The 23,003-nt window shown below is 72.9% G+C and carries 17 protein-coding genes; 12 read left to right on the forward strand and 5 right to left on the reverse strand.

Annotation, left to right across the window (positions count from 1 at the left end; genetic code table 11):
- Positions 1-390 precede the first annotated feature (390 nt).
- Positions 391-2,496, forward strand: coding sequence for a DNA gyrase/topoisomerase IV subunit B (locus ABD284_RS23860; protein ID WP_344147984.1), 2,106 nt, complete (start codon positions 391-393; stop codon positions 2,494-2,496).
- 80 nt (positions 2,497-2,576) lie between these two features.
- Here the strand turns inward: ABD284_RS23860 and cds1 are convergent, their stop codons facing one another.
- The 4 genes from cds1 to ABD284_RS23880 form a co-directional block, all read right to left on the reverse strand.
- The gene (cds1, locus tag ABD284_RS23865; protein ID WP_344147987.1) at positions 2,577-3,701 is read right to left on the reverse strand and encodes an L-cysteine desulfhydrase Cds1; all 1,125 of its coding nucleotides are present in this window, start codon (positions 3,699-3,701) and stop codon (positions 2,577-2,579) included.
- Between the two features lie 112 nt (positions 3,702-3,813).
- On the reverse strand, positions 3,814-4,140 hold the full coding sequence (locus ABD284_RS23870; RefSeq protein WP_344147990.1) for a tetratricopeptide repeat protein: 327 nt from the start codon (positions 4,138-4,140) through the stop codon (positions 3,814-3,816).
- A gap of 125 nt (positions 4,141-4,265) precedes the next feature.
- A complete protein-coding gene (locus ABD284_RS23875; RefSeq protein ID WP_344147993.1) occupies positions 4,266-4,769 on the reverse strand; it encodes a beta-class carbonic anhydrase in 504 nt (167 codons plus the stop codon).
- A 177-nt stretch (positions 4,770-4,946) separates the two neighbouring features.
- A complete protein-coding gene (locus ABD284_RS23880) occupies positions 4,947-7,436 on the reverse strand; it encodes a DNA gyrase/topoisomerase IV subunit A (RefSeq protein ID WP_344147996.1) in 2,490 nt (829 codons plus the stop codon).
- A 539-nt stretch (positions 7,437-7,975) separates the two neighbouring features.
- Between ABD284_RS23880 and mbhE the strand changes: the two genes are divergently transcribed.
- The 8 genes from mbhE to ABD284_RS23920 all read left to right on the forward strand — a co-directional run bounded on the left by mbhE (position 7,976) and on the right by ABD284_RS23920 (position 16,595).
- Positions 7,976-10,570, forward strand: a complete 2,595-nt coding sequence (gene mbhE / locus ABD284_RS23885; RefSeq protein ID WP_344147998.1) for a hydrogen gas-evolving membrane-bound hydrogenase subunit E — start codon at positions 7,976-7,978, stop codon at positions 10,568-10,570.
- Positions 10,557-11,183, forward strand: a complete 627-nt coding sequence (locus ABD284_RS23890) for an MnhB domain-containing protein (protein WP_344148000.1) — start codon at positions 10,557-10,559, stop codon at positions 11,181-11,183. Before mbhE ends, ABD284_RS23890 begins: the two co-directional genes overlap by 14 nt.
- Positions 11,180-11,554, forward strand: coding sequence for a sodium:proton antiporter (locus tag ABD284_RS23895; RefSeq protein WP_344148003.1), 375 nt, complete (start codon positions 11,180-11,182; stop codon positions 11,552-11,554). The genes ABD284_RS23890 and ABD284_RS23895 overlap by 4 nt, the downstream gene beginning before the upstream one ends.
- Positions 11,551-13,077 (forward strand): Na+/H+ antiporter subunit D, encoded by a 1,527-nt coding sequence (locus ABD284_RS23900; protein WP_344148005.1) that lies wholly within the window; start codon positions 11,551-11,553, stop codon positions 13,075-13,077. Before ABD284_RS23895 ends, ABD284_RS23900 begins: the two co-directional genes overlap by 4 nt.
- Complete coding sequence (locus ABD284_RS23905) at positions 13,074-13,691, forward strand: Na+/H+ antiporter subunit E (protein WP_344148008.1); 618 nt, start codon at positions 13,074-13,076, stop codon at positions 13,689-13,691. Before ABD284_RS23900 ends, ABD284_RS23905 begins: the two co-directional genes overlap by 4 nt.
- Positions 13,688-13,966 carry an MrpF/PhaF family protein gene (locus tag ABD284_RS23910; protein ID WP_344148011.1) on the forward strand — a complete coding sequence of 93 codons (279 nt, stop codon included), beginning with the start codon at positions 13,688-13,690 and terminating at the stop codon, positions 13,964-13,966. Before ABD284_RS23905 ends, ABD284_RS23910 begins: the two co-directional genes overlap by 4 nt.
- The gene (gene mnhG / locus ABD284_RS23915; RefSeq protein WP_344148015.1) at positions 13,953-14,318 is read left to right on the forward strand and encodes a monovalent cation/H(+) antiporter subunit G; all 366 of its coding nucleotides are present in this window, start codon (positions 13,953-13,955) and stop codon (positions 14,316-14,318) included. Before ABD284_RS23910 ends, mnhG begins: the two co-directional genes overlap by 14 nt.
- Positions 14,319-14,399: 81 nt before the next feature.
- Positions 14,400-16,595, forward strand: a complete 2,196-nt coding sequence (locus ABD284_RS23920; RefSeq protein WP_344148018.1) for a RecQ family ATP-dependent DNA helicase — start codon at positions 14,400-14,402, stop codon at positions 16,593-16,595.
- A 138-nt stretch (positions 16,596-16,733) separates the two neighbouring features.
- Here the strand turns inward: ABD284_RS23920 and ABD284_RS23925 are convergent, their stop codons facing one another.
- The gene (locus ABD284_RS23925; RefSeq protein WP_344148044.1) at positions 16,734-17,624 is read right to left on the reverse strand and encodes a carbohydrate kinase family protein; all 891 of its coding nucleotides are present in this window, start codon (positions 17,622-17,624) and stop codon (positions 16,734-16,736) included.
- Between the two features lie 247 nt (positions 17,625-17,871).
- Between ABD284_RS23925 and ABD284_RS23930 the strand changes: the two genes are divergently transcribed.
- The 3 genes from ABD284_RS23930 to ABD284_RS23940 all read left to right on the forward strand — a co-directional run bounded on the left by ABD284_RS23930 (position 17,872) and on the right by ABD284_RS23940 (position 22,878).
- Positions 17,872-20,601, forward strand: a complete 2,730-nt coding sequence (locus ABD284_RS23930; RefSeq protein ID WP_344148021.1) for a bifunctional acetate--CoA ligase family protein/GNAT family N-acetyltransferase — start codon at positions 17,872-17,874, stop codon at positions 20,599-20,601.
- 352 nt (positions 20,602-20,953) lie between these two features.
- A complete protein-coding gene (locus tag ABD284_RS23935; protein ID WP_344148024.1) occupies positions 20,954-21,547 on the forward strand; it encodes a DUF5998 family protein in 594 nt (197 codons plus the stop codon).
- Between the two features lie 191 nt (positions 21,548-21,738).
- Positions 21,739-22,878, forward strand: a complete 1,140-nt coding sequence (locus ABD284_RS23940; protein ID WP_344148027.1) for an alkaline phosphatase family protein — start codon at positions 21,739-21,741, stop codon at positions 22,876-22,878.
- Positions 22,879-23,003 lie beyond the last annotated feature (125 nt).

The following is a 23,003-nucleotide window of genomic DNA, read 5'->3' on the forward strand; positions in this document are numbered from 1 at the left end:
GGCGGGTGCCGGGCCGCCGGCGCGGGGCCGCGGCCCCCTCGGCGGGCCGGAACGCCGGTGAGGCGGCGGAGTCAGCGGAAACCGAGGTGGTAATCTCGCGCGTGGTGTGCACGTGATGATCAGGCGGCCGTCCCGCTGCGGTCGGGTGAACCGCACGCCGACCACGCGGTCACCCCGCGACGGAGCGGGTCCGCCCGCTGCCGCCCGCGGCCCTGCGGCCGCTCCCGGCGAGCCGGGGCCGACCGCGCGGTGCGCGCGACGGCGCCGCATTCCTGTCACACCGGTGCGTCAAGCTAGCGGCGACGCACCCGCCCCCTGTCCGCCAACATCCAGCGCACGCCCCCGCGCCGTGTGCGCCGGCCCTGTCCGCCCAACGCAGGAGAGTCCCACGTGACCGCCCTAACCGCAGCCGTCGACGAGCCCGAAGACTACTCCGCGCGGCACCTTTCGGTCCTGGAAGGACTTGAGGCGGTCCGCAAGCGCCCCGGCATGTACATCGGGTCCACGGACAGCCGCGGTCTGACCCACTGCATGTGGGAGATCATCGACAACTCCGTCGACGAGGCGCTGGGCGGCTACTGCACGCGCATCGACGTCGTGCTGTACGGCGACGGCTCGGTCGAGGTCCGCGACAACGGGCGCGGCATCCCCGTGGACGTCGAGCCCCGCTCGGGCCTCTCGGGCGTGGAGCTGGTCATGACCAAGCTGCACGCCGGCGGGAAGTTCGGCTCCGGCTCCTACACCGCCTCCGGCGGTCTGCACGGCGTCGGCGCCTCCGTGGTCAACGCGCTCTCGGGCCGACTGGACGTCGAGATCGACCGGCAGGGCCACACGCAGGCGATGAGCTTCCGCAGAGGCATCCCGGGCCGCTTCGAGGGCGACGGCCCCGACGCCCCGTTCACCCCGGGATCGGGCCTGGAGGAGGTGCGCCGGGTCGCCAAGAAGGTCACCGGCACGCGCATCAGGTTCTGGGCCGACCGCCAGATCTTCCTGAAGGACGCCGACATCACCCGCGAGTCCCTGCTGGACCGCGCGCGCCAGACCGCGTTCCTCATCCCGGGGCTGACCCTCGCGGTGCGCGACGAGCGCTTCCCCGAGGAGGGCACCTACGAGGAGGAGTTCCGCTTCGACGGCGGCATCGGGGAGTTCTGCACCTACCTGGCACCCGACGAGGCCGTGAACGACGTCCTGCGCATCCAGGGGTCGGGGCACTTCACCGAGACCGTCCCGGTGCTCGACGACCAGGGCCACATGACCCCCACCGACGTCGACCGCCATCTGGAGGTCGACGTCGCGATGCGCTGGGGGACCGGCTACGAGAGCACCGTGCGCTCCTTCGTCAACGTCATCGCCACCCCCAAGGGCGGCACGCACATGACCGGCTTCGAGCGCGCCCTGGTGCGGGTGGTCAACGACCAGCTGCGCGCCAGCAAGCTGCTCAAGGACAAGGACGACCCGGTCACCAAGGAGGACGTCCTCGAAGGGCTGACCGCCGTGGTCACCGTGCGGCTGCCCGAACCGCAGTTCGAGGGCCAGACCAAGGAGATCCTGGGCACCTCGGCGGCCTCGCGCATCGTCTCCCAGGTCATCGGCAAGGAGCTGCGCACGTTCTTGGCCAGCACCCGCCGCAGCGAGAAGCAGCAGGCGCGCGCCGTGCTGGACAAGGCCGTCAACGCCGCTAAGGCGCGCCTGGCCGCCCGCCAGCAGCGCGAGACCCAGCGGCGCAAGAACGCGCTGGAGAGCTCAGCCCTGCCGGCCAAGCTGGTCGACTGCCGCAGCGAGGGCCTGGACCGCAGCGAGCTGTTCATCGTCGAGGGCGACTCCGCGCTGGGCACGGCCAAGCTCGCGCGCGACTCCGAGTTCCAGGCGCTGCTGCCCATCCGGGGCAAGATCCTCAACGTGCAGAAGTCCTCGGTCTCGGACATGCTGAAAAACGCCGAGTGTGCGGCGATCCTGCAGGTCATCGGCGCCGGGTCGGGGCGCACGTTCGACATCGACGCCGCCCGCTACGGCCGGGTCATCCTCATGGCCGACGCCGACGTCGACGGCGCACACATCCGCTGCCTGCTGCTGACGCTGTTCTACCGCTACATGCGCCCGATGCTCGAAGCCGGCCGCGTCTACGCCGCCGTCCCGCCGCTGCACCGCATCGAGCTCACCAACGTGCGCAAGAAGCGCGGCGCCAAGCCGGAGGACCGCTACATCTACACCTACACCGACGCCGAGCTGCAGCGGCGGCTGCTGGAGCTGGAGAAGAAGGGGCTCACCTGGAAGGAGCCGGTCCAGCGCTACAAGGGCCTGGGCGAGATGGACGCCGACCAGCTGGCCGAGACCACGATGGACCCCCGGCACCGCACGCTGCGCCGCATCCGCGTCGAGCACGCCGAGGAGGCCGCGAAGGTCTTCGACCTGCTGATGGGCAACCAGGTGGCCCCCCGCCGGGAGTTCCTCTCGCAGAGCGCCCAGGAGCTCGACACCAGCCGCATCGACACCTGAGCGTCGAGCGCCGCGGGCCGCACGCCGCGGCCCGCCGCCGGCAGCGGGCGCGGGCCGTCGGGCCTGTCCTCCGGCCGGGGCTACGCGGGCGGGTTCCACTCGCCGGTGGACAGGAAGCGCTCGATCGCCGCGGTGTAGGGCGCCGGGTCCAGCCCGGCCTCGGCCACCCAGGCGTCGTCGTAGTAGGTGTGCCGGTAGCGCTCGCCGCCGTCGCAGATCAGGGTGACGACGCTGCCGCGGCGGCCCTCGCGCAGCATGCGCGCGAGGAGGTGCCACACGCCCCACATGTTGGTGCCGGTGGAACCGCCCGCGCTCAGTCCGGTGACCGCGTTGAGGTGGCGCATGGCCGCGATCGCGGCGGCGTCGGGCACGGGCATCATCAGGTCGATGACCGAGGGCACGAAGCTGGGCTCCATCCGCGGCCGGCCGATCCCCTCGATGCGTGAGGGCATGCCGGTGGCGTAGTCGGAGGCTCCGGTGACCCAGCCGGGGAAGAACGCCGAGTTCTCCGGGTCGACGACCGCCAGGCGGGTGTGGTGCCTGCGGTAGCGCAGATACCGTCCGATGGTGGCCGAGGTCCCGCCGGTCCCGGCGCCCACGACGACCCATTCGGGCACGGGATGGCGCTCCATGGCCAGCTGCTCGAAGACCGACTCGGCGATGTTGTTGTTGCCGCGCCAGTCGGTGGCCCGCTCGGCGTAGGTGAACTGGTCCATGTAGTGGCCGCCGGACTCGGCGGCCAGCCGCTCGGCCTCGCTGTACATCTCGGTCGGGACGTCGACGTAGTGGCAGCGGCCGCCGTAGCGCTCGATCAGCGCGATCTTCTCCGGGCTGGTCGAGCGCGGCATCACCGTGACGAAGTCCAGCCCGATCAGGCGGGCGAAGTAGGCCTCGGAGACGGCCGTGGAGCCGGAGCTGGCCTCGACGATCGTGGTGTTCTCGTCGATCCAGCCGCTGGCCAGGGCGTAGAGGAACAGCGACCGCGCCAGGCGGTGCTTGAGGCTGCCGGTGGGGTGGACCGACTCGTCCTTGAGGTAGAGGTCGATGCCCCACTCGGGCGGAAGCGGGAACACGTGCAGGTGCGTGTCGGCGGAGCGGTTGGCGTCGGCGACCACCTTGCGCACCGCCTCGTCCACCCAGGCACGGGAGCGCCTGGACGAGCGCTCCACGCAGGGGTCGTCCGGGCCGTCGGCGGGTGGGGTCATGCGCCCGACCATATCGCCCGGCCCCGGCCGAGCGCGCCGAGGGGCTCTCCGCCTGCACGGAGAGCCCCTCGATGCGGATGGCGCCGCCCGCGGGCGGGTGCGCGGCGTCCGGTCAGTCCAGCGAGCCGCCCGACATGGCGGCGTGCATCCGCCGGTAGGGGGCGGCCTCGTCGTCGCGGCTCTGGCGCTCCAGGGAGCGCGCCAGAGCGATGTGGGCCCAGCTGTCGCAGGGGTCGAGCTCGATGATGCGCCGGAAGGTCTCCTCGGCCTTGGCGAGCTGGGCGGAGTGGAAGTAGGAGCGGCCCAGCAGCTCCAGGATGGAGCGGCTGCCCGGCTCGTCGTCGGCGATGGGCTTCAGGATGCGGGCGGCCTCGATGTAGTCGCCCAGGTCGAAGTACAGTCTGCCGCGGCTGAACGTCTCGTAGGTCGTCTCCTTCACCTGGCACTCCCTTCGTCGGTCCGCACAACCCCGAAGCGGAATGACCTATTCCCTCAGACTCCCTTGAATTCCCGTGGACGGCGCCCTTCACACCTCGGCCCCGTACCGCGTCCGCACGGCCGGACCTACGCGTCCTGCGGCTCGACGCGCCCGGTGTCGACGTCGTAGACCGCCCCGGCCACCGGAAGGGCGCGCGGCAGCAGCGGGTGGTGGCGGATGCGCTCCAGGTCATGGCGGAGCGCGCCGACCTGGTCGTTGTCGGTGTGGAACTCCAGGCTGCGCGTGTCGACCCCGAACCGGCCCTCGATGGCCTCGTGCACCTCGTCGTCGCCGGAGACCGACGCCATCTTGCACCGGGTGTGCGGCATGACCAGGACCCGGTCGACCTCCAGCAGATAGACGGCGAGCACCAGCGTGCGCAGCGTGTCGTCGGTGACCCGGGCGCCGGCGTTGCGCAGGATCTTGGCGTCGCCGGGCTCAAGACCCAGCGCCTGAAGCGGCTCGATCCGCGAGTCCATGCAGGTCACAACGGCCAGGCCGCGCGCCGCGACCGGGGCCAGGCCGCTCAGGCGGAAGTCGGCGGCGTAGGCGTCGTTGGCGGTGAAGAGGTCGTCGAAGGCGCTGTTCACGAGTTGCTCCCCGTTCGGATGGGCCCGTGCGGGCGATGCGTGCACGCACCGCCCGCACGGGCGCGGCGGCGGACGCGGCCGCGGGAAGCGGTGCGCATGTATGCGCTCCGTCCCCGAGGCCGCGCTGCGGAGTCGTAGGGCGGTCGCCCCGGTGCGGCGGCGCACCGGAGGCAGCGGTCAGCCGCTGCCTGCGGAGCCGGCGAGCCCGGTGTCGGTGCGGCCGGTGCCGACCACGGCGATGGCGCGCGGCAGCGGCTCGCCGGAGCCGTCGCGGCGCTCGTCGAGGTCGGGCAGCCGGACCGGGCCGCCGTCGGCCTTGCTCGCGCGGGCCGGAGCCCGCCCGATCCAGGCCAGCACCAGCCGGTCCTCGCCCTTGAGGAACCGCTGGCAGCGCACCCCGCCGGTGGCCCGCCCCTTGGTGGGGAAGGTCTCGAACGGGGTGACCTTGGCCGCGCCCCCGCCGGTGCCCGGCAGCTCGTCGGAGCTGCCGGCGACGGTGAGCACCACGGAGTCCTCGGGCAGCACGACCGCACCGAACCATAGTGCCCGAGCCCCCTCGGGCAGCCGGACACCGGCCACCCCTCCGGCGGGTCGGCCCTGCGGGCGGACGGTGTCGGCGGAGAAGCGCAGCAGCTGCGCCTCGCTGGTGATGAAGACGAGGTCCTCCTCGCCGGTGGCCAGTTGGGAGGCGCCGATGACCCGGTCCCCCTCGCGCAGGTTGATGATCTCGAAGTCGTCCTTGTTGGGCGGTGACTCCGATGTCACCCGCTTGACCACGCCCTGCTCGGTGCCGACGGCGATGCCGGGGCCGTCGTCGTCCAGGGCGGCGACCGAGACCACGCGCTCGTCCTCCTCCAGCGAGACGAACTCCGCGACGGGCAGCCCGTGGGACTGCGGCGGCGACTCGGCCGCGTCGTCGGGAAGTTCGGGCAGCTCCACCACCGGCACCCTGATGGCCCGGCCCTGGTCGGTGATCAGCCCGACGTCGGCGCGGGACGTGGTGGGCACCGACGCCGCGATCGCGTCGTGCTTGGCGCGCAGCCCCTCGTGCATCGGCGGCACGCGCGGCCCGGCGCTGCGGCCGAGCAGACCGGTGGCGCTGAGCAGCACGTGGCAGGGCTGGTCGGCCATCTCCAGGGGAATGGAGGCGCTGCGGGTCTCGCCGGTGCTCTCCTGCAGCACCGTGCGCCGGTCGGTGGCGTAGTCCTTGGCGACCTCGCCCAGCTCCTTGGAGACCAGGCGGCGCAGCTTGGAGTCGGAGTCCAGGATCGCGGTCAGTTCTTCGATGTCCTTGCTGAGCTGGTCGCGCTCGGTCTCCAGCTCCAGCCGGTCGTACTTGGTCAGGCGGCGCAGCGGCGTGTCGAGGATGTAGCGCGCCTGGGTCTCGGACAGCTCGAAGGTGGTCATCAGCCGCTGGCGCGCCTGCGCGGTGTCCTCGGAGTCGCGGATGAGCGCGATGACCTCGTCGATGTTGAGCAGCGCGATCAGCAGGCCCGCGACCAGGTGCAGCCGCTCCTCGCGCTTGGCGCGGCGGTGCTCGCAGCGGCGCCGGACGACGTCGAGGCGGTGGTCGACGAAGACCTGGAGCAGGTCGCGCAGCCCCAGCGTGCGCGGCTGGCCGTCGACCAGGGCGACGTTGTTGATGCCGAAGCTCTCCTCCATCGGCGTCAGCCGGTAGAGCTCCTCCAGCACCGCCTCGGGGTTGAAGCCGTTCTTCAGCTCGATGACCAGCCGCAGGCCCTGGTTGCGGTCGGTGAGGTCCTTGAGGTCGCTGATGCCCTGCAGCTTCTTGTTCTGCACCAGCTCCTTGATGCGGCTGACGACCTTCTCCGGGCCCACGCTGTAGGGCAGCTCGGTGATCACCAGGCCGGTGCGGCGCGGCGAGACCCGCTCGACGCTGACGGTCGCGCGGGTGCGGAACGTGCCGCGGCCGGTGCGGTAGGCGTCGCGGATGCCGTCGAGCCCGACGACGGTGCCGCCGGTGGGCAGGTCGGGGCCCGGCACGAACTCCATCAGGTCCTCAAGCGAGGCGTCCGGATGGGAGATCAGGTGGCGCGCCGCCGCGATGACCTCGCCCAGGTTGTGCGGCACCATGTTGGTGGCCATGCCGACGGCGATCCCCGAGGCCCCGTTGACCAGCAGGTTGGGGAAGGCGGCGGGCAGGACGTCGGGCTCGCTCTCCTGGCCGTCGTAGTTGGGCTGGAAGTCGACGACGTTCTCGTCGAGCGACGTCACCATGAGCTGGGCCGCGCGGCCCAGGCGGGCCTCGGTGTAGCGCATCGCGGCCGGCGCGTCGTCGCCGCCCAGCGAGCCGAAGTTGCCGTGCCCGTCCACGAGCGGCACCCGCATCGCGAAGGGCTGGCTCATCCGCACCATGGCGTCGTAGATGGCGGAGTCGCCGTGCGGGTGCAGCTTGCCCATCACCTCGCCGACCACGCGCGCGCACTTGACGTGCGCACGGTCGGGGCGCAGGCCCATCTCGTTCATCTGGTAGAGGATGCGCCGCTGCACCGGCTTCATCCCGTCGCGGGCATCCGGCAGCGCGCGCTGGTAGATCACCGAGTAGGCGTACTCGAGGAAGCTTCCGCGCATTTCCTCGGAGACGTCGATGTCGATGATCTTCTCAGCGAGATCCTCGGGAGGTGGTGGAGAGGTTGTACGGGCCATGTCGGCAATTCTGGCCCGCTGCGCCGACCATCGCGAACCAGGAGCCCCGCCCGGGCCCGTCGCGCTGCGTTAGGATTCCGTTAAAATAGCGGTAATTGGGGTTGCCTCTGGGGTTTCGGTCGCACCGCGGTCGCGACGATGCTCACGGTGGGTGACAGGGAGGGTTGGGAGGGCGGGTCCGCGGGTCCCCCGCGCGTGAGAAGAGCCACGCCTCCCGGAGGAAGAAGCGCGGGGACCGACGTGCCACGGCGCACGTAGGCGCAGGTGGCGGCCCCGCGCTACGCATCGTGCGCAGCAGGGGAGGGCGATGGGAGGCGGCGAATGGTACACCCGTTCCCCGGGCAGTCAAGGCGGAGACTGATTCCGGGGCTAGCCTCAAAAGGGCACCTCCACCGCACGGGAGCGCTCAGCGCCCGCCAGATCACCATGAGTCCGGTTACCCCCACGGCTCCCGCGGCCCCGCCCGGCCCACCCGGCCCGCACGCCCCGCCGGCACCGCCCGGCCGCCCTCCGGCGGCCGGCCGCCGCACCGACCGACGATGAACGACGTGCCAATGCTGCTGCCCGCCATCCTCGCGCTGCACGCCGCCGCGGCGGTGCTGCTGCCGCCCCTCGCCGGCCGACTGGGCGCCCGGATCTTCCTGCTCGCCGGACTGCCGCCCGCCGCCGCGGCGGTATGGGCGCTCGCCCACACGCCCGCGATCCTCGACGGCACACCGGTGCACGCGACGGTCGCGTGGGCGCCCGCCCTCGGCATCGCCTTCGCGTTCCGCGTCGACGCCCTCGCGCTGGCCATGACCCTGCTCGTGAGCGGGGTCGGCGCGATCATCTTCGGCTACTGCGCCGCCTACTTCCACGCGGACGAGCGCGGCCTGGGCCGGCTCGCCGCGGTGATGGTGCTGTTCGCGGGCTCGATGCTGGGCCTGGTCACCACCGACAACCTGTTCGCGCTCTACGTCTTCTGGGAGCTGACCTCCGTCACGTCCTTCCTGCTGGTGGGGCACGACGACCGCAAGGAGCAGGCGCGGCGCGCGGCCACCCAGGCGCTGGTCACCACCGCGGGCACCGGGCTGCTGATGCTCATCGGGTTCGTCATGCTGGGCTGGGCGGCGGGCGACTACAGCATCTCGTCCCTGGTGGCCGACCCGCCCGAGGGCGGGCCGTGGCTAACCGCAGCGCTGGTGCTGATCCTGGTGGGCGCCTTCGCCAAGTCCGCCCAGGTGCCGATGCACTTCTGGCTGCCGGGCGCGATGATCGCGCCCACCCCCGTCAGCGCCTACCTGCACGCGGCGGCGATGGTCAAGGGCGGCGTGTACCTGGTCGCCCGCCTGGCGCCCGGGTTCGCCGAGGCCGGCGTCTGGCAGGTCCTGGTGCTCGGCGTCGGACTGGCCACCATGATCGTGGGCGGATGGCGGGCACTGCGCCAGGACGACCTGAAGCTGCTGCTGGCCTACGGCACCGTCAGCCAGCTCGGTTTCCTCACCCTGCTCGGGGGCGCGGGCACCCAGGTGGCGGGGACCGCCATGATCGGTGCCCTGCTCGCCCACGGCCTGTTCAAATCGGGGCTGTTCCTCACCGTCGGGATCATCGACCACCAGACCGGGACCCGCAGCATCAGCCGCCTCACCGGGCTGGGCCGGCGCATGCCGGTGCTCGCCGCCGCCGCGTGCCTGTCCGCGGCGTCGATGGCCGGGCTGCCGCCCCTGATCGGCTTCGCCGCCAAGGAGGCCGCCCTGGAGGCGTTCGTGCCCGGAGCGGCGCCGGGCCTGCCGGCGCCGGCTTCGGCGGTCGAGCTGGCCGGACTCGTGGCGGCCTCGGTCCTCACCTTCGCCTACAGCGCCCGGTTCCTCTGGGGCGCCTTCGGCGACAGGCCCACCGTCTCCGAGCGGGCCTTCGACGCACCCTCCGCGGCCTTCGTCGCCGCCCCCGTTGGACTGGCGGCCCTCAGCCTCGCGCTGGGCGCGGTCCCCGCGGTCGCCGACGCCCTCGCGCAGGGCTACGCCCACGCGCTGCCGACCGGTGAGAAGCCCTACCACCTGGCGCTGTGGCACGGGGTGACACCGCCGCTGCTGCTGACCGCCGCCGTGGTGGCCATCGGCGTGCTGCTGTTCGCCAAGCGCCGGACGGTGGGCCGGATCCAGAACGCCATGCCGCGCTGGCCCGACGCCGAGTACGGCTACCACCTGTTCATCCACGGCATCTACAGCGTCGCGCTGAGCGTCACCCGGCGCACCCAGAGCGGCTCGCTGCCGGTGTACCTGGGCATCATCCTGGCCGTGCTGCTGGTGCTGCCCGGCGCCCGGCTGGCGGCGGGGCTGGTCACCGGCGAGATCGCCATCCCCGGCACAGAAGAGGGCCTGCGGATCTGGGACAGCCCGCTGGAGCTGCTGGTGACGGTGGTCATCGTCATCACCTCCGTGGCCACCGTGCGCGAGCACCGGCGCTTCCCGGCGCTGATCCTGCTCAGCGTGCTGGGGTTCGGCATCGCCGGGCTGTTCGTGCTGCACGGCGCGCCCGACCTCGCACTGACCCTCGTGCTGGTCGAGACACTCACCACGATCATTCTCGTCTTCGTGCTGCGGCGGCTGCCCGCCACCTTCAGCGTGCGGCCGGGGGGCTGGGGCAAGCGGCTGACCGTGCTGCTGTGCTCGGCGGCGGGCACCTTCATCGCGATATCGCTGTGGCTGATGACCGCCGCGCGCACGGCCGACCCGGTCTCCACCGAATACGCCGACCTGGCGAAGAAGGCCGGCGGCACGAACCTGGTCAACGTGATCCTCGCCGACTTCCGTGCGCTGGACACCCTCGGCGAGATCGTGGTGCTGGCCACGGCGGCGGTCGCGGTGGCGTCGCTGGTGCTGTTGAACCGGCGCGACCGGATCGTCGACGAACCCGCGGCCGAGAACGAGGGCGAGAGCCCTGAGGGCGCGGAGGGCGCGGCCGGACCCGGGCCCGCCGACACGGGCGCGCTCGCGCTGCGGCGCCGCACCGCGGGCGCCGAGGGCGCCGGGGCCGAGACCGCCGAGCGCGGTCCCGCCCGCGAGGGGGAGGCCGGTGGGGCCGGGGGAGCCGACGAGCCCGCGGACGCCGGCACCGCGGCCGACGACGAGGGGAGCGACGATGACCGAGCATGAACCGGTCCGACCCGAACCCAGCCCCGGGCGCGCCGACGGCGAGTGGGGGCGCTCCGACCGCAGCGGCGCACCGCCCGAGGACTGGGAGGCCCCCCGGGAGCGCTGGCTGAGCACCGGGGTTCGGCCCGCGTTCGGCCCGCGCTCGGTGATGCTGGAGGTCTCCGCGCGGCTGCTGACCCCCGCCATCCTCACCTTCGCCGTGTTCCTGCTGGTCTCCGGGCACGACCGGCCGGGCGGCGGATTCGCCGGCGGGCTGGTGGCCAGCATGGCCTACGTTCTGCGCTACATCGCCGGCGGTCGCCACGAACTGCGGGCGGGCATGCCGATGCTCCCCAACAGCCTGCTCGCCCTGGGGCTGCTGCTGGCCTGCGGCACCGCCGCCGCGCCGCTGCTGCTGGGGCACCCGGTCCTGGAGGTCAACAGCTTCACCGCACACCTGCCGGTCTTCGGCAAGGTCAAGTTCGCCAGCTACCTGCTATTCGAATCGGGGGTGTTCCTCATCGTCGTCGGTCTGGTCCTCTCCGTCGTCGCTACGCTGGGCGCGCGCATGGAGGCCGAGGAAGAGGAGGCCCGCAGCCGCGAAGGCGCGGGTCCGGAGGGAGGCCACCGATGAGCGCACCCGGTTTCATCCTCATCGCGGCCGTCGCCGTCCTCTACTCCAGCGGCTTCTACCTGCTGCTCCAGCGCTCCCTGATGCGCGTGGTCTTCGGCATCGTCGTCCTCGGCCACGCGGCCAACCTGTCGCTGATGCTCACCGACCGCGCGATCACCCTGCCCCCGCTGCTGACCGGCAAGGAGGGGCCCATCTCCGACCCGATGCCCCAGGCCATGGCGCTGACCGCCATCGTGATCACCTTCGGGGTGACCACCTTCCTGCTGGCGCTGGCCTACCGGGTGTGGCTGGGCGACGACAACGACGAGGTGCCCGCCGACCTCGAGGACCGCCGCATCGGGCGGCTCTCGGAACCGGAGGACTCCTCGTGAACGTGCTGCTGGCCGTGCCCGTGGTGGTCCCGCTGCTGGGCGCCGCCGCCTCCCTGCTGCTGCGGCGCGCCCCGCGCCTCCAGCAGGGGGTGGCCGTGGCCGCGCTGGCCTCGGTCGCCGCGGCCACGGCGCTGCTGCTGCGCGCCACCGCCGACGGCGCGGTCCTGACCAGCCAGGCCGGCGGCTGGAAGGCGCCGCTGGGCATCACTCTCGTCGCCGACCCGCTCGCGGCCCTGCTCCTGGCGGTGTCGGCGGTGGTGCTGCTGGTGGTGCAGTTCTACGCCATCGGCCAGGACATCGCCGGGTTGAGCCGCGCCATGCCGCAGGTGTTCCACCCCATCTACCTGGTGCTGACCGCCGGGGTGTGCCTGAGCTTCCTGGCGGGCGACCTGTTCAACCTCTTCGTCGGCTTCGAGATCATGCTGACGGCCAGCTACGCGCTGATCACCCAGGCACCCACCCGGGCGCGGGTGCGCGCCAGCATGATCTACACCGTGGTCAGCCTGACCTCCTCGATCCTGTTCCTGACCGGTATCGCCCTGGTCTACGGGCTGACGGGCACGGTCAACCTCGCCGACGCCGCCGTGAAGCTGGGCGGCGCCCCCGCCGAGCTGCGAATGGTCCTGGCACTGCTGTTCCTGGTGGTGTTCGGCATCAAGGCCGCGCTCGTGCCGATGCACTTCTGGCTGCCGGACAGCTACCCGGTGGCCATCACCCGCATTTCGGCGATCTTCGCCGCCCTGCTGACCAAGGTCGCGGTCTATGCGATCATCCGCAGCCAGACCCTCCTCTTCGGCCGCGACGACATCGCCGCGGTGCTGCTGTGCATCGCGATCGCGACCATGGTCGTGGGCATTCTCGGCGCGCTGGTGCAGGACGACATCAACCGGCTGCTGTCCTTCGCGCTGGTCAGCCACATCGGGTTCATGATCTTCGGGCTCGGCCTGAACTCGGTGGCCGGAATGGCGGGCGTGGTCATCTACCTGGTGCACCACATCGTGGTCCAGGCCAACCTGTTCCTGGTCAACGGCCTGATCCGGCAGTTCGCCGGGCACAGCTCGCTGCGGTCGATGCGCGGGGTGACCACGGTCTCGCCGATGCTGTCGGTGTTCTTCTTCCTGCCCGCCATGAGCCTGGCCGGGCTGCCGCCGATGTCCGGCTTCATGGCCAAGGTCGCCCTGTTCCAGGCCGGGGTCGGCGCCGGGGGCTGGCTCGTCTACACCGCGATAGCCGCGGGGGTCGTCACCAGCCTGCTGACGATCGTGGCGATCTTCCGCGTCTGGGTGCGCGGCTTCTGGGGCACTCCGATGCCCGACATGATCGAGGCCCGTGTGCGCCTCAAGAGCGGCGCCCACGTGGGCGGACTGCGGATCATGGCGGTGGCGACCGGCGTGATGGTGGCCTTCGGGCTGCTCGTGGCCGCCGCGGCCGGCCCGCTGTCGGAGCTGGCATTCGTCGCCGCCCACGACCTGATGAACGGAGCCGCCTACATCGAGGCGGTGCTGGGGGAGGGGGCGCGGTGAGCGGACGGACGCCGGCGGGCGCGGCGGCGCTCAGCCTTCCCCAGCGGCTGGCGGGGCGGATGGCCACCGTCGTGTGGCTGACCGTCATGTGGGTGATCCTGTGGGGCGACGCGAGTCTGGGAACGGTGGTGGCGGGCGCGTGTGTGGCGTCGGGGTGCTACGCGGCGGCGCGGCTGCCGCACCTGCCCGTTCGGCTGACCTTCCGGCCCCTGCATACGCTGCTGCTGGTCTGGCACATCGCCGTCGAGCTGCTGACGTCGAGCGTGCGCGTCGCCGTCCACGTGCTGTGGCGGCCGAGGCGCATGCGCGGCGCGATCGTCGAGGTTCCGATGCGCACCGACTCCGACCTGCTTCTGGCGCTGACCGCCGCCGGGTTGTCGCTGATCACGGGCAGCCTGGTGATCGAGCTCAACCGCGAGGAGGGCGTGCTGTACGTGCACGGCACCCCGATCCACTCGGAGCGGTCGGTGCGCAACCTGCGCCGGCAGGTCCGCCGGACCGAGGAGCTGTTCGTGCGCGCGTTCGGCACCTCGTCCGACATCGAGGAGTTCGAGCGGGAGGAGCGGCTCATGCTGGAGGCCGAGACCGCCGACTCCGCCGAGGGGGAGGCATGAACATCCTGGACTACGCCTACACGGCGACCTTCGCGCTGCTGGGGGCGGGGGTGCTGCTGACCATGTACCGGCTGGTGCGGGGGCCTTCGGTGATGGACCGGATCGTGTGCCTGAACACCACGTCGGTGCTGCTGGTCAGCTTCATCGCGGTCGAGGTGGCGCTGCGCGGCGACACCGCCTACATCGGCGTGGTGATCACCTTCGCGCTGCTGGGCTTCGTCGGCTCCCTGACCGCGGCCCGCTTCGCCGAGAGGAGGGCCCATGACCGGGGCTGACATCGCCACCGCGGTGCTGCTGCCGCTGGGTGCGGCCTTCGCGTTCGTCGGGACCCTGGGCCTGGTGCGCTTCCCCACGCTGCTGGGGCGGGTGCACGCCGCCACCAAGCCCGACACCGTCGCCCTCGTGCTGATCCTGGCGGGCGCGGCGTTCCAGCTGGACGACGTCCGGGGGGCCGCCTGGCTGGGGCTGGCGGCGCTGTTCCAGTTCCTCACGGTCCCGGTGCTGGCGCAGACGCTGGGCCGCGTGGCCTACAGCCGCGGCGAGATCAGCACCGGGCACCTCGTCACCGACGAGCTGGCCGACGCGGTCGAGCGGTCGCGTGAAAGGGGCGACGGCGGCGGCATGTGACCGGCCGCGTGGGCGGTCCCGGACCGGGCGCCTGTGCACGGCCGCCGCGTTCGGACACCGGGCTCTGGTAGCAAGGGTGCCATGGTGACCCCTGCGCCCTTCGGGGCGGAACCCGCGTCCGCGCTTCCCGCCGACCCCGCCGCGGCGGTCGCCGACCCCGCCGCCGACGCCGCGCTGCGCGATGCCGCAGAGGAGCGCCTGCGTGCACTCGCCGGCGAGTCCGCGCGGCTGCGCGAGGACCAGTGGAGCGCCATACGCGCCCTGGTGGCCGAGCGCCACCGCGCCCTGGTCGTGCAGCGCACCGGCTGGGGCAAGTCGGCGGTGTACTTCGTCGCCACCGCGCTGCTGCGCGCCGCCGGCGCGGGCCCCACGGTCATCGTCTCCCCGCTGCTGGCGCTGATGCGCAACCAGATCGCCGCGGCCGAGCGCGCCGGCATCCGCGCCCGGACCATCAACAGCGCCAACCTGGACGACTGGGAGGCGATCTACGCCGAGATCACCGCGGGCGCGGTCGACGTGCTGCTGGTCAGCCCCGAGCGGCTGAACAACCCCGACTTCCGCGACCGCGCGCTGCCCCGCCTGGCGGCGGGGGCGGGCCTGCTCGTCGTCGACGAGGCCCACTGCATCTCCGACTGGGGCCACGACTTCCGGCCCGACTACCGGCGCATCCGCACCCTGCTGAGCGGGCTGCCGCCGCAGACGCCCGTGCTGGCCACCACCGCCACCGCCAACGGCCGCGTCACCCGCGACGTCGCCGAGCAGCTGGAGACCGGCGACGGCGCCGCCACCCTGGTGCTGCGCGGCGGGCTGGACCGGCCGAGCCTGCGCCTGTCGGCGGTCGACCTGCCCGACACCCCCGCCCGGTGGAGCTGGCTGGCCCGCCACCTGGACGAGCTTCCGGGTTCGGGCATCGTCTACGCCCTCACCGTCGCCGCTGCCGAGGACACCGCCGCCTTCCTGGCCGAACGCGGCTACGACGTGCGGGCCTACACCGGCCAGACCGACCCCGAGGAGCGCCGCCGCGCCGAGGACGACCTGCTGGCCAACCGCACCAAGGCGCTGGTGGCCACCAGCGCGCTGGGCATGGGCTTCGACAAGCCCGACCTCGGCTTCGTGGTGCACCTGGGCGCGCCGCAGTCGCCGATCTCCTACTACCAGCAGGTCGGCCGCGCCGGCCGCGGCCTGGAGCGCGCCGAGGCGGTGCTGCTGCCCGGCCGCGAGGACCGCGAGATCTGGTCCTACTTCGCCTCGATGGCGTTTCCCGCCGAGGAGACCGTGCGCCAGGCCCTGGACGTCCTGGCCGAGGCGGGCGAGCCGATGTCGCTGCCGCGCCTGGAGACCCGGGTCGACCTGGGGCGCAGCCGACTGGAGCAGATGCTCAAGGTCCTCGACGTCGACGGCGCGGTGCATCGGGTGCGCGGCGGCTGGACCGCCACGGGCCGGCCGTGGGAGTACGACTCCGAGCGCTACGCCGCGGTCGCGGCGGCGCGCCGCCGCGAGCAGCAGGCGATGCTCGACTACATCGGCACCGACACCTGCCGCATGGAGTTCCTGCGCCGGCAGCTCGACGACCCCGGCGCCGAGCCGTGCGGCCGGTGCGACAACTGCGCGGGCTCCCCGTTCGCCGCGTCGGTCGCCGCCGAGGACCGCGAGGCCGCCGCGCGCCACCTCGACCGCCCCGGCGTGGCGGTGGCGCCGCGCAAGCAGTGGCCCACCGGAATGGCGGCGCTCGGGGTCGACCTGTCCGGCAAGATCCGCGCCGAGCGGCGGCCCGCCGAGGGGCGCGCGCTGGCGAGGCTCACCGACATCGGCTGGGGCACCGAGCTGCGGCGGCTGCTGAACCCCGAGACCCCCGACGAGCCGGTGGGCGACCACGTGTTCACGGGCGTCGTCGACGTGCTCGCCGCCTGGCCGTGGGAGCGCCGGCCCGTCGGCGTGGTGGCGCTGCCGTCGCTCACCCGCCCGCGGCTGATCGCCGACCTCGCCGAGCGGCTGTGCGGGGTCGGCCGGCTGGAGCCGGTCGGCTCCCTCGCCTACGCCGAGCCCGAGGCGGGCACCGGAGCGCGCCGCCACAACAGCGCGCAGCGGCTGGCGCAGGTGTACCGGGCCCTGGCCGTGCCGCCGGCGGTGGCGGCGGCGGTCGGCGGACTGGGCGGCCCGGTGCTGCTGGTCGACGACCACACGGACACGGGCTGGACCCTGGCGGTCGCCGCCGGTCTGCTCACGGACGCAGGCGCCGAGGAGGTCCTCCCCCTGGTCCTGGCCGCGAAGAGCTGACAGCCGCGGCGCCGGCCCGCGGGCCGGCGCCGCGGTCGGCGGCTCGGGCGCAGTCCGCGCGCCGTCCCCGGCCTCCGCACGCGCCGCGCGGGTCGCGGTCCCGCCGGTGAAGGCCGGGCCGCACCCGGTCGGCGCAGGCTAGTCGCCCAGGTCGGGGCGGGCGCCCGGCTGGTGGAGTGCGCGGGCGGCGAGGGACTGGGCGCGGGTGAGCGAGTCCTTGGGGTGCTTGCCGGCCAGCCAGGACGGCAGGAACCCGGCGATGAACGCGTCGCCGGCGCCGATCGAGCCCGGGGAGGGCTCCACCGGTTCGGCCGGCACGGTCTCCAGGTCGTCGCGGGTCTTGGAGGCCCACAGCGCGCCCTCGTCGCCCAGCTTGATCGCGACGTTGGGGTACCAGGCGGTGAGCACCTTGGCGGCCGCCTCGGGCTCCTCGCGGCCGGTCAGCACCTTGGCCTGCTGGGGGTTGGCGAACAGCAGCCGCGCGCCGTTGGTCCAGTCGAGGAAGTTCTCCGCGCCGGCGCGCTCCAGCGGGGCGTGCGAGCCGCCGTCCACCGAGATCGACATCCCGGACTCGCGCGCCATCCGAAGCGCCATGCGGGCGGCGCGGCGCGAGTCGGGGTTGATCAGCGTGAAGGCGGACATGTGCAGGTGGCCGTCGGGGCCGAACACGTCGCGGGGCAGGTCCTCGGGCTGCAGGCGGGCGTTGGCGCCCGGGTCGCTGAGCATGGTGCGGTCGCCCTTGTGGGTGATCATGACCACGCAGGTGCCGGTGGGCCGCTCGGGGTCCATGACGAGCCGGGAGTCGATCCCGTAGCCCATCAGCTCCATCTCGCGGGTGCGTCCGGTGATGTCGGATCCGCGCCGCCCCACGAAGGTGGTGTCGACGCCCTCCATCGCAAGCCAGGCCGCCACGTTGGCGCCGGACCCGCCACCGTAGGTCTGCACTGAGGAGGGGGTGTCGCTTCCGCGTGCGAGCGGGTAGAAAGCCCGCGCGACGCTGTCGGTCATGAGATCGCCGATCACGACCACTCGTGCCATTGCCTTGCCCACCACCTTGCGGTCCCGAATGGGGGACTATGCGCGACCATGCCCGAAGAGCCTGTGTGCAGACAGACGTTAACAGGTTAGGGGGAGACGTCGGGTAACGAAGTGGCAGAGCTGCGTGATATCGGACCCGCTGCCCGAAAACTCGATGGTGACCGGATCGCGAATCCGGAGCGGAACGGGCGGCGTGAGGTCCGCCACGCGCTCCGGCGACTCGAATAGGCTCAAAACCGTGCAGTCATACCCGAACCACTGGGAAGCCGACGTGGTCCTCACCGACGGCGGCACCGCGCACCTGCGTCCCATCACCGCTGATGACGGCGACCTGCTGCGCGCCTTCCACAGCCGCCTGTCGCCGGAGACCATCTACTACCGCTTCTTCGCGCCCTACCCCAAGCTCTCCGCGCGCGACGTGGACCGCTTCACCAACGTCGACTACGAGAGCCGGGTGGCGCTCATCGCCACCATCTCCGACGTCATGGTGGCGGTCGTGCGCTACGACAAGGTGGCCGAGGACGAGGCCGAGGTCGCCTTCGTGGTCGAGGACGGCCACCAGGGGCGCGGACTGGCCTCCGTGCTGCTGGAGCACATCGCCGCGGCCGCCACGGAGCGCGGCGTGAGCCGGTTCATCGCCGACGTGCTGCCGGAGAACCGGCGGATGATCAACGTCTTCCGCGAGGCCGGATACACCGCCCAGCAGTCCTTCGACGAAGGCGTCATCCGCCTCACCCTGGACCTGGAGCCCACACACGACGCCGAAGAGGTCATGCGCGCCCGCGAGCAGCGAGCGGAGTCGCGCTCGATCGCCCGCCTGCTCTTCCCCGCCTCGGTCGCGGTGATCGGCGCCAGCCGCACCGCGCACACCATCGGCCAGTCGGTGCTGCGCAACCTGCTCGACGGAGACTTCAAGGGCCCGGTCTACCCGGTGCACCCCACCGCCAAGGCGGTGGCGGGCGTGCGGGCCTACACCGGCATCCTCGACGTCCCCGACACGGTCGACCTCGCGGTGGTGGCGGTGCGCGCCGACATGGTCGTCGACGTGGTCGAGGAGTGCGCGCAGAAGGGCGTCCACGGGCTGGTGGTCGTCAGCTCCGGGTTCGGCGAGGCCGGTCCCGAGGGGCGCGAGCGCCAGGACGAGCTCGTGCGCACCGCACGCGCCGCCGGGATGCGGGTGATCGGCCCCAACTGCCTGGGCATCGCCAACACCGACCCCGAGATCTCGCTGAACGCCACCCTCGCGCCCTACGTGCCGCCGCGCGGGCCCATCGGGTTCTTCTCCCAATCCGGCGCGCTGGGCCGGGCCATCCTGCAGAGCGTCGCCGGACGCGGTATGGGGCTGTCGACGTTCGTCTCGGCCGGCAACCGCGCCGACGTCTCCGGCAACGACCTCGTGCAGTACTGGCAGGAGGACCCCGCCACCAAGGTGGTGCTGCAGTACCTGGAGTCGCTGGGCAACCCGCGCAAGTTCACCCGGCTGGCGCGCCGGCTGGCCAAGCAGAAGCCCGTGGTGGCCGTGCGCAGCGGCGGGTCGTCCCAGGGCGTGCCCAGCGGGCACGCCGCGGGCGCGCTCTCGCTGCCCGACTACGCGGTGACCTCGCTGTTCGAGCAGGCGGGTGTCGTGCGCGTGGAGGACATCACCCAGATGTTCGACGTCGCCCAGCTCTTCGCCTACCAGCCCCTCCCGTCCGGGCCCCGGGTGGGCATCGTCGGCAACTCCGACTCCCTTGGGCTGCTGGTCAAGGACGCCTCCGTGCGCCAGGGACTGCGCCCGCGCGAGCCGGTGGCCCTGGGCCCCAACGCCACCGCCGAGGACTTCGACGAGGCCCTGACCGCGGTGCTCGCCGACGACTCCGTCGACGCGCTGGTCGTGGTGTTCATCCCCGCCCTGACCCCCATCTCCGACGACGTCGCCGAGGTCATGCGGGCCAAGGCCGCCGCGGCGGACAAGCCCATCGTCACCACCTACCTCGGCTACCAGGGGCTGCCCGCCGAGCTGCGCCAGATCGGCGAAGGCGGCGAGACCGCGGCGGGTTCCGTGCCCTCCTACCCCGCGCCCGAGGACGCCGTGCGGGCGCTGGCCTACGCCACCCGCTACTCGCTGTGGCGCAACCGCGAGAGCGGCCGCCACCCCGAACTGGCCGACATCGACGGCGCGCGCGCCCGCTCCATCGTCGACCGGGCGCTGGGCAAGCGCGACGAGGAGCAGCGGGCCGAGGACCGGACGATCTGGTTCACCAGCGAGCCCGTGCAGAACGAGGAGTCCGCCGCCGACCGCGAGACCGCCTACGAGCTGCTGTCGTGCTACGGCATCGACGCCGTGCCCTATGTGCCGGTCTCCACCGAGCAGGAGGCCGTGCGGGCGGCCGAGGAGCTGGGCTACCCGGTCGTGGTCAAGGCCAACGCCCCCGACCTGCGGCTGCGCGCCGGCGGCACCGGCATCCGCGCCGACCTGCGCTCGGCCACCGACGTCAGCGGCGCGTTCACCGCCCTGGACGACCGGCTCGGCGCCGACGCCGACCTGGTGGTGCAGCCCATGGTCGTGCCGGGTGTGCCCACGGTCGTCCGCGCGGGCGAGAACCCCTCGTTCGGCTCGGTCGTGGGCTTCGGCCTGGCCGACGTCACGGCGGAGCTGCTCGACGACCGCGCGTTCCGGCTCGCCCCGCTCACCGACACCGACGCCGCGGACCTGGTGCACGCGGTGCGCGCGGCGCCGCTGCTGTTCGGCCTGCCCGCCGGAGCGACCAGCCTGGCCGAGCAGCCCGACGTCGAAGCGCTGCAGGAGACGCTGGTGCGGGTCTCACGGCTGGTCGACGCCTTCCCCGAGGTCGCCCACATCGAGCTGGACCCGGTGATCGTCAACTCCGCGGGCGCCCACGTACTGGGCGCACGCGTGTGGTTGCGGGAGCCGCCCGACCGGCGGATGGACTCCGGGCCCAGGCGGCTGCGCAACATCACCTTCTAGGGATCCGGCCCGCGCGTGATGCCGGGCCGGCCGGTGGTCCGGCCGATCAGGCCGGTTCGGGCTGGGGTTCGGGCTCCGGCGGCAGCGGTCCCGGCCCGGGACCCGGCTCCGGGTCCGGGGGATCCGGAACGGGGTCGGGCGGCAGCGGCCCCGGCTCCGGCAGCGGCGGGCCGCCCGGCTCCGGAGGGTCCGGCACTGGAGGCACGGTTGCGTACATGCCACGGGCACTACCCGCAATCGCCGTGCTTTCCACTTCCGCGGGCGGGCCGACGGTGCGGGGGCGACCGGGCGCGCGGCGATCCGCGGGGGCGGGCGGGTGCGATCCGTCTCCAGAAGAAGGCAGGATGGAACCATGAGGAAAACGCGTGCCGTGTCCACCGACTGGCGCTCGGAGGTCGAGCGCAGCGGCTACTACCCGGCCCTGGTAATCGACGCCGTCGCCACAGCCCTCGGCGACGAAGGGGCTGAGGCCTTCGTCGTCCACCACGAGGCCACCTTCGACCCCGCTCTGGAGATGCGGCGGCACATCACCGTTCTGATCCTGACCCCGACCCGGCTGATCGTCTGCCACACCGACGAGCATCCGCCCGCCGAAGCGGGGGGCCGCCCGCACGCGTCCACCACCACCGACGCGATCCGGCTCGGCAACATCCAGTCCGTTGCGCTCACCCGGGTGGTATCCGACCCCGCCAACTACGTGCCGGGCACCATGCCCAGCGAGGCCGTGCTCAGCATCGGCCTCGGCGTCAGTCCCGGCGCCATCGCCAACGTCGACCTCGAACCCGCCTCGTGCAACGACGAGTCCTGCGAGCTCGACCACGGCTACACCGGTGCCATCACCGCGGAGCCGCTGACGGTGCGGGTCAGCCAGACCGCGGACGGCGCCGACTCGGTGACCAACCTGATCCACTTCACCGACGCGCTGTGCGAGGCCACCGGCACCTGAGCACCCGCGCGCGGGCGGGCCCGTGCGCGCCGGGACTCGGGGACGGCCGGATTCGGGGCCGCGGCAGAGCAGGCGGAGCGGTGCGGGGAGCGGCGGCCGGGCGGCCCGGACCGCGACACCCGCCGCCGTGCCGACCGAGCAGCACACCACGGGGAACCAGCCGCCAGGCGACACCAGTGAAGGGACCGCCCGTGCCCGTACGCACCGATGACCTCAGCACACCCCGCTACGAGGCATCGCTGGCCTCGCTGACCACGTCGGTCCTGGCGTCCCTCGGAGTCGCGGGAGAGGCCGACCTGCTGGGCCTCCCTCCGGTGCGGCGGGCCTGCGTCCTGCTGGTGGACGGGATGGGCTGGGAACTGCTGCGCGAGTACCGCGTGCACGCGCCGTTCCTGGCGACCCTGCTGGAGTCCGGCACCCCCCTCGCCGCCGGATGCCCCACCACCACCGCCACCAGCCTGGCCACCATGGGCACCGGTCTGGTGCCCGGCCACCACGGCATCGTCGGCTACCAGGTCGCCGTGCCCGGTACCGAGCGCGTGCTCAACCAGCTGCGGTGGGGCGACCCCGAGGTCGTCCCCGAGGACTGGCAGCCGCACACCACCGCCTACGAACGCGCCGAACGCGCCGGCGTGCGCACCGCCTACATCGCCGACGAGGCCTACCGGGGCAGCGGGCTGAGCCGCGCCTCGGCGCGCGGCTCCCGCTACGTCGGCGCCGACAGCATCACCGAGCTGGCCGTGCGCGCCGGCGAGGCGCTGGAGGGCGACGACCGCGTGCTGGCCTTCGTCTACCACTCCGACCTCGACTCCTACGGCCACCTCTGCGGCGTCGACTCCCCGTACTGGCGGCTGCACCTGGGATACGTCGACCGCCTCGCCGAGCAGATCGCCGACTCGCTGCCGCCCGACACCGCGCTCTACATCACCGCCGACCACGGCATGGTCGACACCGCGCCCGACACCCGCATCGACATCGAGTCCGGGCCCGCCTTCAACGCGGGGGTGCGCCTGCGCGCCGGCGAGCCGCGCCTGCGCCAGATCTACACCCGCGACGGCGCGGCCGCCGACGTCGCCGCGGCCTGGCGCGAGCTGCTCGGCACGCGGGCCCGGGTCCTCACCCGCGACGAGGCGCTTGCGGAGGGCCTGTTCGGCGACGTCGAGGAAGCGGTGCGGCCGCGCATCGGCGACGTCCTCGCGCTTGCCCGCGGCAACACCGCCCTCATCGCGCCGGAGTCCGAGCGCACGATCAGCCGGCTGGTCGGCCACCACGGCTCCCTGACCGCCGCGGAGCTGCACGTGCCTCTGCTGCGGGTCACCGCCGCGCCTTAGTGACTGTTGGGTATGCGGGTGATTACGCGGATCGGGTGGCAGGGCGATTACTCCAGCGTGCGCTCTGACCAGCCAGCCGTGTCGCCATCAGGCGGATCATCGCGATCTTGACCATGGTCTCGGAG

This window comes from Streptomonospora arabica, from assembly GCF_039531585.1.
Classification (GTDB): Bacteria; Actinomycetota; Actinomycetes; order Streptosporangiales; family Streptosporangiaceae; genus Streptomonospora; species Streptomonospora halophila.